The 12806-nt window shown below is 70.6% G+C and carries 10 protein-coding genes; 8 read left to right on the top strand and 2 right to left on the bottom strand.

Features of this window, described 5'->3' with window-relative positions; translation table 11 throughout:
• Positions 1-530 precede the first annotated feature (530 nt).
• The gene (locus ACIBK9_RS17655) at positions 531-3305 is read left to right on the top strand and encodes a hypothetical protein (protein WP_397159220.1); all 2775 of its coding nucleotides are present in this window, start codon (positions 531-533) and stop codon (positions 3303-3305) included.
• A 329-nt stretch (positions 3306-3634) separates the two neighbouring features.
• Positions 3635-4189, top strand: a complete 555-nt coding sequence (locus tag ACIBK9_RS17650) for a TetR/AcrR family transcriptional regulator (RefSeq protein WP_397159218.1) — start codon at positions 3635-3637, stop codon at positions 4187-4189.
• Between the two features lie 112 nt (positions 4190-4301).
• Here the strand turns inward: ACIBK9_RS17650 and ACIBK9_RS17645 are convergent, their stop codons facing one another.
• Both ACIBK9_RS17645 and ACIBK9_RS17640 read right to left on the bottom strand, forming a co-directional pair.
• Positions 4302-5831 (bottom strand): MFS transporter, encoded by a 1530-nt coding sequence (locus ACIBK9_RS17645; RefSeq protein WP_397159216.1) that lies wholly within the window; start codon positions 5829-5831, stop codon positions 4302-4304.
• Complete coding sequence (locus ACIBK9_RS17640) at positions 5828-6856, bottom strand: fatty acid desaturase family protein (RefSeq protein ID WP_397159214.1); 1029 nt, start codon at positions 6854-6856, stop codon at positions 5828-5830. Before ACIBK9_RS17640 ends, ACIBK9_RS17645 begins: the two co-directional genes overlap by 4 nt.
• Before the next feature lie 76 nt (positions 6857-6932).
• Here ACIBK9_RS17640 and ACIBK9_RS17635 point away from each other — a divergent pair, with 76 nt between their 5' ends.
• The 6 genes from ACIBK9_RS17635 (at position 6933) to ACIBK9_RS17610 (ending at position 12768) form a co-directional block, all read left to right on the top strand.
• Positions 6933-7484 (top strand): TetR family transcriptional regulator, encoded by a 552-nt coding sequence (locus ACIBK9_RS17635; RefSeq protein WP_397159212.1) that lies wholly within the window; start codon positions 6933-6935, stop codon positions 7482-7484.
• Positions 7485-7770: 286 nt separating this feature from the next.
• The gene (locus tag ACIBK9_RS17630; RefSeq protein WP_397159210.1) at positions 7771-8751 is read left to right on the top strand and encodes a GlxA family transcriptional regulator; all 981 of its coding nucleotides are present in this window, start codon (positions 7771-7773) and stop codon (positions 8749-8751) included.
• A 173-nt stretch (positions 8752-8924) separates the two neighbouring features.
• Positions 8925-10259 (top strand): DJ-1/PfpI family protein, encoded by a 1335-nt coding sequence (locus ACIBK9_RS17625; protein ID WP_397159208.1) that lies wholly within the window; start codon positions 8925-8927, stop codon positions 10257-10259.
• A 155-nt stretch (positions 10260-10414) separates the two neighbouring features.
• On the top strand, positions 10415-10936 hold the full coding sequence (locus tag ACIBK9_RS17620) for a hypothetical protein (protein WP_397159206.1): 522 nt from the start codon (positions 10415-10417) through the stop codon (positions 10934-10936).
• A gap of 246 nt (positions 10937-11182) precedes the next feature.
• Positions 11183-11986, top strand: coding sequence for an alpha/beta fold hydrolase (locus ACIBK9_RS17615; protein ID WP_397159204.1), 804 nt, complete (start codon positions 11183-11185; stop codon positions 11984-11986).
• Positions 11986-12768, top strand: coding sequence for a MerR family transcriptional regulator (locus ACIBK9_RS17610; RefSeq protein ID WP_397159202.1), 783 nt, complete (start codon positions 11986-11988; stop codon positions 12766-12768). The genes ACIBK9_RS17615 and ACIBK9_RS17610 overlap by 1 nt, the downstream gene beginning before the upstream one ends.
• Positions 12769-12806: the final 38 nt, after the last annotated feature.

Raw genomic sequence — 12806 nt, 5'->3', positions numbered from 1 at the left:
GTCGACGATCTTCGTCAGCGGGATGAGGCGGTCATGGCGTTGGGCCATCTCCGCCCTCACGCGTCCATGATCCCTCCGATGAGGGGAATCGGGGTCCCGGTGCAAGCCATCCGCGCGGCGCCGGCCTGCTGACCTGAGTCGCCTACCACTCATGATCTCTCCTGCGCTTCCTCGGTGACACGGGCTGAACTCCCCCACCATCACCGGCCCAGGCGAGATCGGTCATGAGTAACCCATACTCGGATTTCGACCCGCGGGGGCCGAAGGCGGTCAGTGTTGAGGTGGCGCGTGCCGAAACGCCTCAACACTTACGTTGTGCTGATGAGAGCCGTGGCCCGGGGAGGATCCAGCGTGCCGTTCACGAACTGCTGGAGGCTGCGCGGACAGTCGAGCCCATGTTCGGCTCCTTCATGGTTGCCCGGCTGTGGAACCACCGCCGCAGGGGTGGCGGCCAGGTTGTGGCCGCCACCGGAACGGGATGAGTACGGGCTACTCATGACGGCACGAGCGCGGGCGCCGACACTCGGCCCATGCTTATCCGCCGCGTGATCGTGCCGCTCGTCTTGTTCGTCGTCGCCGCCCTGCTCGGCGCCCCCGCGGGGCACGCCGACAGCGCGGTGCACGGTGAGTGCGAGTTCCTCGGGACCTCGCCCCTGTCGCTCGCGGAGGGCGAGCGGCCCCGTGCCCGTATCACCTTCCTCAACGACAGTCAGGAGAGCGGCTGGTTCACCGCCACGGTGGAGGCCGGGTTCCACTACTGGCACGCCACGCCGTTCCACCGGCAGTTGTTGTCCGCCGAGACGGGGCTGGTGCAGGGGGAGTTCGACCTGCCGCCGGCGTACGCGGAGGGCCTCGGTGACGCGAGCGGCCTGCGGATCGACATCACCTCGACGCTGTCGGGCGACACGACGATCGGCACCTGCTCCACCACCCTGAAGGTGCACACCGGCCGTGACACCGACCAGGACGGGCTGCTGGACGACTGGGAGACCAACGGCATCGACTACGACCAGGACGGCACGGTCGATCTCGCGCTGAACCAGCCCCCGTACAGCGCTGACCCGAACAAGAAGGACGTCTTCGTCGAGCTGGACGCGATGTTCTGCCTGGCGTCGTACTGCCGGCGCTCCAGGGAGTTCGACCCGAACGCCATCAGCCAGGTGGTGACCGCCTTCGCGGCGCACGGCATCACCCTGCACGTCCATACCGGCGAGCGGGCCGGCGAGGCGGAGCGGATCACGTTCGACACCAAGAGCCCCGGCAGCTGGGACGACTTCGACGATGTGAAGTTCGGCGACTCCGCCATCGCCTGCGACGGGAACTTCGGCGACGTGCTCGACCGGATCTCACGCAACTGCGAGAACATCCTGGGCGCCAAGCGGCTGGCGTTCCGCTACGCCGTGTCGGTGCACGGGCTGACCGGCCTCGGCACCACATCGGGCCAGGCCGAGGCGGGCGACGACACCCAGCAGCACGTCGACCTGGCCCACCTGGCCCGCGTCGCCCTGCCGGGCGGCAACGACTTCGTCATCTCGCTCGGCGCGTGGGACAACACGCGGATCGCCGCCAACGGCGGCCAGACCGCGGCGGAGGCGGGCACGTTCATGCACGAGCTCGGCCACACGCTCGGGCTGCAGCACGGCGGCCTGGACAGCGTCAACTGCAAGCCGAACTACCTGAGCGTCATGAACTACTCCTACCAGTTCCCCACGGCGTCCACCGCGTCCCGCCCCCTGGACTACCAGCCCCAGGAGCGCGCCCCCATGAACGAGGACCAAGGTCTCGACGAAGTGGGCGACGCCCTGCCGGGAGCGGGTGGCGCGACGGTCGTGTACGGGACGGTGGTGGCCGGGAAACCCGGAGTCGCGCTGACCACGCCGGCCAACAAGCCGGTCGACTGGAATGGCGACGGCACCCGCGCGACGAGCCAGTCCGGGGACGTCAACCACATCATCATGGGCCCCGACACCACGTCCTGCCCCGTCTCCCCCAAGCAGACCCTCACCTCCTGGAACGACTGGGACCACCTGAACCTCAACTTCCGCGAGAGCCCCTGGTTCGAGGACGGCGCGCACAAGGGCGTGCTCGGCCTGGGCAGCGCCGAGATCACCGCCGAGGCCGCCGCGAGTCTCAACCCGCCGATCGACCTCACCGCCGCCAAGACCGTGGACAGGCAGGACGCCTCCCCCGGCGACCGGCTCACCTACACCGTGGCCGTGGGCAACAAGGGACCCGCCACCGCCACGGCGGTGAAGATCGACGACACGATGCCCGGCGGCGACGTCGTCCACCGCACGACGTCCGACGTGCCGGCGGGCGGCTCCGCGCGGGAGACGTTCACCTACGACATCCCCTGTGCGACCACGGACGGGACGGTCCTGACGAACAAGGCGGCCGTGTCGGGGACCAATGAGCGCGGATACGCCGAGACCGGCACCCTGTCCGACAACGCCGCCGAGGTGTCCACCACGGTGCACCGGTCGGTGATCGGCGTGGCGGCCACCGCGCCCGCCACCGTCAACGCCGGCGAGGCCGCCGCCTACACCCTGACCTACCGCAACACCGGCGGGGCCGCGGCCTCCGGCGCCACGCTCACCGCCACGCTGCCCGCCGGCCTCTACTACAGCGCCGCGCTCGACCAGGGCGCCGGGCCCCGTCCCGGCTCCGTGAGCAGGAACACCGACGGCACCACCACGCTGCGCTGGGCCATCGGCACGCTGCCCGCCGGCACGGGGGCCGGCACGATCGCCTTCACCGCACGGCCGAGCCTGCTGCTCCTGGACGCGGCGACGGTCACCGTGCCGGTCTCGCTGAGCGCCGACGGCTCCGGCCCGTGCCTCACCAGCCCCGCCGCCGCGACGGCGGAAACGCGGATCACGACCGTCTCCCCCAGCCGCGACCCGGGGCTGGTCACGTTCTGGGCGCTGCGGCCCGACCTGCGCACCGCCGAGGCGCTCGCCCGCGTCCAGGCCACCGACGACCGCTTCGACGGCGCCGACGGCTCGGCCGCGAACGGCGCGCTCTCCCTGCGGGAGTCCACCGCCGTCCTGACCCTGCCGCTGACGCAGCCGCGCACACTGCGGGCCGAACTGCTGGCCACCACGCTCAACCTGGCCGACCGCCGGATCAACGCCGGCACCGCCGTGGACGGCCTCACCGCGCGGGCCCTGGGGGTGCGGACGGTGGGCGAGGCCGTCCGCCACGCCCAGGCCACCCTCGCGCAGCCGCCCACGCTGGACAACCTCGTCCGCTACACGAAGGCGACCCAGGTGCTCGCCGAGATCAACTCGGGTCTGGCGAGCTAGCCATGTGCTTCCGAGGTGGCCGTCCTGGTGGCCACCTCGGTGGCCGCCCCCGTGGCGGCCTGGCCTGGCATCGAGGCCGACCCCGACTTCATCGTCCGGCCCCGGATCGCCAGCCGATCCCAGCGCTACGAGGTGATCAACGCGCTGATCAGCAAGGGCGCACTCCGCCGCGTCAGCACCGGGCACCACAGCCGCCGGGCGCTCTTCGGGATCCCGCACCTGACCCCCGCCACCGACGCTGACGTGACCGTTCACACCAGCGAGCCCGGCCTCGATTCTGAGCTACGGATGTTTGAAACGCTTGTTTGCGGCGTTGGTAGGATCATCACGTGGGAGTTCCTGAGGATTTGCTGGCCGCGACCAAGCAGTGTCTGTCCGAGCGCGGATATGCCCGCACGACGGTGCGCGACATCATCGCCGTCTCCGGCAGCAACCTCGCCGCGATCAACTACCACTTCCGCTCCAAGGACGCGCTGCTCACCCAGGCCATGATCGAGGTGACCGGCGAGGCGGTCGCGGAGATCCTCAAGGCTTTTCCCGACGACTCCAAGGAATGGTTCGAGGCCTTCTGGGGTGAGCTGATCGAGTCCTTCCGCACCAACCCGACCGTCTGGCGGGCCAATGTCGAGACGCTCGCGCAGGCCTCTCACCTGCCTGATGTGCGGGCCCGGCTGGCCGAGGGGCAGGCGCTGGCCCAGCGGGAGCTGAGCGCGCGCCTTCCCGGGCACGACGAGGCGGGGGCCCAGGTGCTGCTGACGCTGTTCATCGGGCTGCTGGTGCGCTGGCAGATCGACCCCGACAACGCCCCGGCGGCCCACGATCTGGCCGCCGGCCTCCGCGCGGTCGCCCAGGCGGCGGGAGACGGGGAATCGGCACCCGCCTGACCGCTCGGCCCCACTCCAGCCGCCCCACTCCAGGCTCCTCGCCCCAGCGGCCCTGTTCCGCCCACCTCGTTCCGCCCCGCCCCCCTTCCGCCTGCCGTGGCAAGCGGCCTCTTCAGCGCATCGCGTGGCGGCCGGCGTGCCGGTCCTCAGGTGGCGGCGGGGCGCCCTTCGCCTGCCGTACGGCACGCAGCATGACGGGAGCGAGCACCGCCATCACGCACAACGCGGCGGCCGCGGCGAGCATGGCGTAGTGCTGCCCCTGTGTGAAGGCCTCGCGGGCGGCGGCGGCCAGCGTGGTCGCGGCCGGTTCCGTCAGGTGCCGCGCCGACTCCAGGGCGCCGCCCAGAGTGTCGAGCGCCGCTGACGGAGCGCCCGTCTCGGCGAGGTGTCCCCGGTAGACGGCGGTGCCGATGCTGCCCAGCAGGGAGATGCCGAGCGCGCCGCCGAACTCGGTGGCCACCTGTGACAGCCCGGCGACCGATCCCGCGCGCTCCGGCGGAGCGGTGGCGATGATCAGGTCGGAGGAGACCGTCAGGACGAGCGTGACGCCACCGGCCATCAGCATGATCCCGGCGATCAGCAGACCGCTCTGCCCCGTCATGTCCAGCCGGGACAGCAGCATGAACCCGCTCGCGCCGACGAGCAGCCCGGCGCAGACCACCAGGCCCGGCCTGACCTTGCGGACGAGCATCGGCGCGAGCCCGGCGGCCAGCATCGCCATGCCCGCCGACGGCAGCGCGTACAGCCCGGCGATGAGCGGCCTGGCGCCCATGACCATCTGCAAGTACTGCGTCGTGAACAGGCTGGAGCCGACCATCGCGAAGACCCCGAGGGTGTTGGCGCCGATCGAGACGGTGAAGGCGCGGCTGCCGAACAGGCGCACGTCCAGCATCGGATCGGCCATCGAGCGCTGGCGCCTGACGAAGGCGGCCCCCAGCGTCAGCCCGGCGACGATGGCCGACGCCGGCGCCCAGCCGAGGCCGTCCTGGGCGATGTGCTGGATCCCGTAGATCGTCGGCAGGATGGCGCCCAGCGACAACGCCACTCCGAGCAGATCGAACCTGCCCGGACGCGGGTCACGCGACTCGGGCAGCAGCGGCGCCAGGACCACCAGCAGCGCCATGACCGGCAGGTTGACCAGGAACACCGACCCCCACCAGAAGTGCTCGAGCAACGCCCCGCCCATCAGCGGGCCCAGCATCGCGCCGCCGGCGAACGCGCCGGTCCAGATGGCGATCGCGACGCGGCGCTGGCCGTCATCGTGGAACATGTTGCGAATCAGCGACAACGTCGAGGGCATCAACGTGGCGCCACCCACCCCGAGCAGGGCACGGGTGACGATCAGCAGGTCGGCACTGGGAGAGAACGCGGCGACCGCGGAGGCGGCCCCGAACGCGGCGGCCCCCGCCATCAGCAGCCGCCGCCGCCCGACCCGGTCACCGAGCGTGCCCATCGGCAGCAGCAGCCCGGCGAGCATGAACGGATAGATGTCGATGATCCACAGCAGCTGGGCACCGCTCGGCGCCAGGGAGGCGCTGATGAACGGCAGCGCGTAGGACAAGACGTGCAGGTCGACGGAGATCAGGAGTACGGGCAGGACCAGGACGGCCAGCCCGATCCACTGTTTGCGTCCGGCCTTCATGAGCGGCCCTTCTCTCGGAGCGGAGCACCGGCCTGGTGCAGGTGACGCAGCGCCTCGGCGTGCGAGGCGACGAAACTGACTTCGTGGTACGGCAGGCGCAATTGCCGGCAGTGGGCCTGCACGATGGGTTGCGCCAGGCGCAGGTTGGGGGTGGGCATGTTGGGGAACAGGTGGTGTTCGATCTGGTAGTTGAGCCCGCCCATGGCGATGTCGGTGAACCGGCCGCCGCGCACGTTGCGGGTGGTGAGCACCTGCTTGCGTAGAAAGTCGAGCTTGGCCTCCCCCGTGAGGGTCGGCATTCCCTTGTGGCCGGGGGCGAACACGCAGCCCATGTAGACGCCGAACAGCCCCTGGTGGACGGCGAGGAAGACCAGTGCCTTGCCCGGTGACAGGGTCCAAGCCAGCACACCGAGGTAACAGGCGAAGTGCGCGAACAGCAGCGCGCCCTCCAGGAAGCGCTGTTTCATCCAGGGCTGCCGCAGTGCCCGCACACCGCTGACGTGCAGGTTGAGCCCTTCGAGCAGGAGCAGCGGGTAGAGGAGGAACGCCTGCCGGCCGCCGATGAGCCGGGCCGGGCCGCGCGCGTTGCGTGCCTGTTCCTGTGACCACACGAGGACGTCGGGTGTGACGTCCGGATCGAGTTGCTCGTGGTTGGGGTTGGCGTGGTGGCGGGTGTGCTTGTTCATCCACCAGCCGTAGCCGAGGCCGATGGCGAGGTTGCCGCCGAGCCGCCCGAGGATCTCGCTCGGGCGGCGATTGGTGAAGACCTGCCGGTGAGCCAGATCGTGCAGAACCAGGGCGACCTGCGCGAAGACGATCGCGAAGTAGACGGCCAGCGGGAGCTGGAGCCAGGAGTCGCCCAGCCAGTGGAACGCCGCCGCTCCTGCAAGGTAGGCGGCTGCGACGGCGGTGATCCGGATCAGGTAGTAGCGGGGGCGCCGGTCGAGGAGCCCGGCCTGCCGGATGAGTCTGGACAGGCGGCTGAAGTCGCTCGCGGCCGTAGCCGCTGCGGTTGCTTGTGCCATGCCGATGACCATACACATGTTTGAAACACTCGTGCAAAACATATGTTTGTGACGTGCGTTCGGATAGGGTGGCAGAGTGAAAGAGCGAGACAAGCTGATCGACGGCGCTGAACGCTGCCTGCAGGAACGCGGCTACGCGCACACCACGGCACGCGACATCGCCAGGACTTCCGGCGCCAATCTCGCCTCCAGCGACGCAGCGGGCGGTCGGCGCCCTCTGCCCGACCTTGCTGACGGGGCTGATCCTGCAACGTCTCATCGACCCGGAACGCGCCCCCACCGCCGAATCACTGACGGAGGCGCTGCGTGCCGTGCGTGCACATGCCGGCGCATGACGGCGATACCTTCACTCACCCTGCGTCAAGCTCTGCTGGTCGTGGACGCGGTGAACGGTATGCACTCCACCGACCGCCTGGCCGACACGCGCCTGCTGGCACAGGAAGTGGAGGCGGTGATCGCGTTGGGCGCGGCAGCGGTATGGGCGGAGGAAGGGCGCGCCCTGTTGGACATGATCAAGGCATGGACGACCCGCGAGCGCCTGGCGGTCATCGCCGCCGCCGAGCGATTCTGGGCATGTTCCGAGGGTGGCTACGAAGAGGGGCTGCGAGCAGTAGGACTGCTGAGCTGAGCGCCGGCGCCGGAACCGGAGCCGCGTGAGCACCCACAGCTCCGCGCGCCCGAACTCCACCCGGACCTCCTCCAGGCCCGGAGGTCACGCAAGAAGCTCTGCCGACCCAGGCCCCGCCCCGAGAGCGAATCCCACAGATGATCAGGACTCGGCAGGCACCCCAGTCGGTCGGCTCCTGCGTCACCGAGAATTGCTCAAGGGGCCGGACCTCGCAGTGCCTGATCCGTCCGGTCTCCGGCGCTGGTTGCCCTCGTGGGCATCGGTGGAGCTTGCCTACTGTGTCCGTGTGAGTGACGTGACGAGCGGGCGTACGGGACGGGTGGTCGTGCTGGTGCTGCCCGAGGTGAACCTGTTGGATCTCGGCGGCCCGGTCCAGGTCTTCTCTGCGGCAGCCCACCTGGGCGGCTGCTACCGGCTGGAGTACGTCGCCGAGACCGGTGGGGTGCGCTCGGCGCAGGGGCTGGAGCTCGCTGGCCTCCAGGCGCTCGCGGCGACGCAGGCGGGACCGGGTGATCTGGTGCTGGTACCGGGGCCACGACTGACCGGATCCGACCGACTGGTGTCGAGCGCCGCAGTGCGATGGCTGCGGGAGGCTTATGACGCGGGGGCGCGGGTGGCATCGGTGTGCAGCGGCGCCGCGGCCCTGGGAGAGGCGGGGCTGCTGGACGGCCGGGCGTGCACGACGCACTGGTCGCTGACCGGAGCGATGCGCGAGCGGTATCCGGCGGCCCGGGTCCGCGAGGCGGCCCTGTACGTCCACGACGGGCGCATCAGTACCAGCGCGGGCATCTCCTCCGGGATCGACCTTGCACTGTCCCTCGTCGAACGCGACCACGGCCCGGAACTGGCCGCCGCCGTCGCCCGTGAGCTGGTGCTCTATCTGCGGCGGGACGGCGATGCTGCCCAGATCAGCCCATTCCTGCGCTACCGCGACCATCTGCAGCCCGCCGTGCACCGGGTGCAGGACCACCTGGCTCAGAACCTGGATGCCCCGCACTCCCTCGACGAGCTCGCCGCCGTCGCCCATCTGTCGCCGCGTGGTCTGACGCGGGCCTTCACCACGGCCACCGGGATCACTCCGCTGGCCTACCAGCGCCGGCTGCGCCTGGAACGGGCCCGTGCCCTGCTGACGGACACCGACCTGACGGTGGAGACGATCGCCGCCCGTTGCGGCTTCCGTGACGCACGGCAGTTGCGCCGTCTGGTCACCGCGAGCTTCGGCATTTCGCCGTCCCGACTCCGCACGCAGTTGCGCCCCGCCGGCTGAAACGCCCGCCGGGAACGGCTCCTGACGCCTTCCCTCGGCCACTTCCTTTCTTGTTCTCCCCATGGGGGCGGTTGCGTGTGCCGCACCGCCATTGATCGACCGCTTTATGGAGGTATGTCGTGTCAAGATTGAACAGGGGGCGCTGGGTGGTCCGCCGTGCGGGCTGGGTGCTCATGGGCACGGCGCTGTCGGTGGCGTCGTTCGCCGGGATCGCCTTCGCGGGGGTGAGCATGTCGATGGCGGACAGTTTCGCCCCCGCACCGACCGCATCGGACGCGCGTGCGTGGCCGACCGCGCCGGCCGTGCCGACCGGCCGGATCACGGTGGCCGTGGTGGTCAGCAACGAGGGGTCTGTGGCCACCGACGTGATGGCGCCGTACCGGGTGTTCGCCGAGTCGGAGAAGTTCTTCGTCTACACGGTGGCAGCCGAGCGCCGCGTCTCCCCGCTGTCCGGCGGAGCCCATCTCCTGCCCGACCACACGTTGGCCGAGGTGGGACGGGGAGTGATCCCTGAGCCCGATGTGGTGGTCGTGCCCGCGGTGACCGAACCGGCCGGCGCCAAGGAGGCGCGGCTGCGGGAGTGGATCGTGGAGCGGCACCGCAAGGGCGCGCGTGTTCTGGGAGTATGCGCGGGCTCGGAGCTGCTGGCGGCCTCCGGCCTGCTGGACGGCCGGGACGCGACCTCCTTCTGGTCCAACATCGGCTCCTTGCAGCGCGATTACCCCCGGGTGCACTGGAAGCGCGGCCAGAGGTATGTGGAGGACGGCCGGGTCACCACCACCGCCGGCGTCACCTCCGGTACGGTCGGAGCCCTACGGGTCGTGGAGGAACTGGCAGGCAACGGCGAAGCCGCCCGAATCGGGAATGGCCTGTCGTATCCGGGCTGGACTCTGGACGGGCCGACCTCGATCCCGGCCAACCAACTGACACTCGGCGACCTGCCGTACGCGCTGAACGCCGCGTTCCCCTGGCGGCGCTCCACGGTGGGGATCGGCCTGGTCGACGGCGTCGATGAGATCGACGCCGCAGCCGCCTTCGAAGCGTACGGCGGGGTGTCCTTCAGCGCACGTACGGTGGTCCTGGGCAGCCGTGGCACAGTCACCACTCGTCACGGCCTCGTCCTGATCGCCCAGCCGACAGGTTCCAGCTCCCACGGAGTGGACCGCTTCGTGGTGCCGGGTGTCGCGGATGTGTCGGCCGTCGACACGTCGCTGCGCACCTGGGCGCACCGCAACAAGCTGGCCGTCGAACTGCCCGGCGGGGGACGGCATGCCGGTGAGTTCGGCTTTGATCCGGTCCTGCGTGATCTCGCCCGCCACAGCGACCGCTCCACGGCCCGGGTCACGGCGAAGTTCACGGAGTACCCCTCCGCCCACCTGACGCTCACCGGGGCGGCCTGGCCCTGGCGGTCGACCCTGCTGGCCGTCGCGGCGGCCGCGGTCAGCGTCGGTGCGGGGTTCCTTCCGACGGCGATCCGGCGGGCTGTGCGGCGCCTGCGGGCGACATGACAGCGCGTCGCACCCCGCGGGGTGGTCTCCCAGCCCACAGCCCCTTACCGGCCCGAACCCGACACCATTGATCACAACTCCGGACAGGCCCAGTGCGGCGGTCAGACGGCTTGCACCGGGACCCCGATTCCCGTCTTTGGAGGGATCATGGACGCGTGAGGGCGGAGATGCTCGCGAATCTGTCGGCGGCCGATCCGGGTACGCGGGCCGAGGCGCTGCGGTGGTTCGCGGCGCACGGGGACTTCGGCGACGCGGCGGTCGTGGCACCTCTCGTGCGGGATCCGGGCGAGTTCGATGATCGGGATCATGACGATCCACCCGAGTCGGCGCGAACGCCCGTCCGGATGGTCGCCCTCGAAGTGCTCGCCCGGCTGCGGGGGCCGGGGATGTTCACCGGGGTGTTCGACGACGCGCTTCAGGACGGTGATCTCCGGGTTAGGGTGCGGGCCGCGCTGGGCGCTTCGGCCGGGGCGCTGCTGGCGCGGCTCGCCGTCGAGGGCGATCGGGGGGTGCGGTACCGGATCGCGGTCGGGCTGCTCACCGGTGACGTCGGCCGCGACCAGGCGGTTGCGGCCCTCGAACGGCTGCGCGGCGGCGACGATCCGGCAGCGGTCGCCGCCGCCTCCGTCCTCGGCGCGGTGGCGCGCCTCTCCCACCGGCGGCGGGACGACGGGTAGCGATGCCGCCGCTCCGATGATCGGGGACGATACGCCCACAGCGACCGGGCAGGACCGTGTTCTTTCGGGTCAGCCGGATGCGGCCCGATTCTGCCGCATTCCGGCGGCACCCCAGAAGATCTTGGCCGGTAGCCGGGGTCGATGAGCGGCGTGGTGGTGAAGGAGACCCGCGACGACTGTGACAGGCCGGAGTTCACGGAAACGCGACTTGACCTTGACCCTAGGGTCAAGGGTGACGCTGGTGGCATGACGAACTCGAACGCTGCCCACCTGGGGTGGAAGGGCCTGTTGCCGGTGGAGGACACCGCACTGGCCGTGACCGACACCGGCGGGTCAGGCATCCCCGTGGTCTACCTGAACGGTTCCTACGCGAGCCAGCGGCACTGGCGGCCCGTCATCAACGCCCTGGGGCCGGGGTGGCGGCACATCACCTACGACGAGCGGGCTCGCGGCAAGTCGAAGAAGTCGGCGGACTACTCCTTCGAGGCCTGCGTCCGGGATCTCGACGCCGTCCTCAAAGCCAGGCGGGTGGAGCGGCCGCTCTTGGTGGGCTGGTCCTACGGCGCCTTGCTCGGGGTCCACTGGGCCGCCCGGCATCCGGGCCGCGTCGCCGGCGTGGTCGGGGTCGACGGCCCCTTTCCGTCCGGGTGGACCGACGAGGCCGGCCACGAACGCATCCGGCGGCTGTTCCACAAGGCCCGATGGGCGTTGCCGATGGCGCGCCTCATCGGCAACGCCGCGCGGATGAGTGCCGCACAGCATGCCGAGATCAACATCGAGGCCCACATCCTGCACGCCGCCCTCGAACCGGTCCTCGACAGCCTGACGGTCCCGGTCCGGTATGTGGTCGGCTCGGGGGAGGCCCTGGGAAGCAGGAATGACGAGCAGGAGCAGATGCGCACTACTCTCAACCCTGTGCTCGCCCGCAACCCGAACCTCACGATAGGCGCGAAGGTCGCCGGCAACCACGGCACGATCGTGCGCAAGGATTTCCGCGCCATCGCCGAGGCCACCCGCGAGCTCGCCGCCCTCACCCGCGAAAGTCGCTGATGACCATGACCGGCGGCGTCACGATCGGCCAGGCGGCGGCCTTCGCCGGCGTCACGATCAAGACCGTCCGCCACTACCACCGGCTCGGCCTGGTCGACGAACCGCGCCGGGACGCTTCCGGCTATCGCCGCTACGGGTCGTCCGACCTGTTGCGGCTGGTCCAGGCCCGGACACTGGCCGAGTCCGGCGTACCGCTGTCCGAGATCGCCGCCCTGCTCGATGCCGATCCGGAGCGGTTCGCCGTCCGCCTGGCCGAGGTCAAACGGCGGCTGACCGAGCGGATCGAGGAGCTGGTCGCGCGCGGCGACTCGCTGGACCGGCTCGCCAACAGCGACCGGGCCCTGTTGCCCGACCGGGCCTGCGCGCTGCTGGAGCGGGCCGCCGACCTCGGCTTCACCCCGGATGAGGTGGCGGCCTACCGCGAGGGCATGGTGCTGGCCAGGGCTGCCCTGGTCCCCGACGGCTTCGACGACTATCTCACCAAGGCCGAGCACGTCCTCGACGACACTCGGTTCGTCGCCTTGAACAAGGAATGCTGGGCCGCCAAGGACCTGGCGCCCGACGACCCCCGCATCGAGGAACTCGCGACCGCCGTGGCCGACCGCTTCCTCGCCAACCCCGCACTGCTCGCGATCTCGAGCGGCCTCCAGGCCCGCATTGACGTCACCCGATACGGCCTGCTCAACCATCACGGCGAAGACCAGGGGTCGGCCATGGCCCGGCTGACCACGCTGGTCGAGGCGAAACTGCGCTCCGCCGGCGTAGACATCCCCCACCAATAGACGCGGCTCACCGTCCACAGTCCCGACAAGGTGGTGGC

Origin of the sequence: Nonomuraea sp. NPDC050227 (assembly GCF_044459705.1) — a bacterium.
Classification (GTDB): domain Bacteria; phylum Actinomycetota; class Actinomycetes; order Streptosporangiales; family Streptosporangiaceae; genus Nonomuraea.
The sequence above is the reverse complement of the archived record's forward strand: the minus strand, read 5'-3'. Positions and strand labels throughout refer to the sequence as shown.

Coding starts and splice junctions, on each gene's coding strand:
- ACIBK9_RS17655 (WP_397159220.1), top strand. CDS start 531: ATGCTTATCCGCCGCGTGATCGTGCCGCTCGTCTTGTTCGTCGTCGCC.
- ACIBK9_RS17645 (WP_397159216.1), bottom strand. CDS start 5,831: ATGAAGGCCGGACGCAAACAGTGGATCGGGCTGGCCGTCCTGGTCCTG.
- ACIBK9_RS17640 (WP_397159214.1), bottom strand. CDS start 6,856: ATGGCACAAGCAACCGCAGCGGCTACGGCCGCGAGCGACTTCAGCCGC.
- ACIBK9_RS17625 (WP_397159208.1), top strand. CDS start 8,925: ATGGGCACGGCGCTGTCGGTGGCGTCGTTCGCCGGGATCGCCTTCGCG.
- ACIBK9_RS17615 (WP_397159204.1), top strand. CDS start 11,183: ATGACGAACTCGAACGCTGCCCACCTGGGGTGGAAGGGCCTGTTGCCG.
- ACIBK9_RS17610 (WP_397159202.1), top strand. CDS start 11,986: ATGACCATGACCGGCGGCGTCACGATCGGCCAGGCGGCGGCCTTCGCC.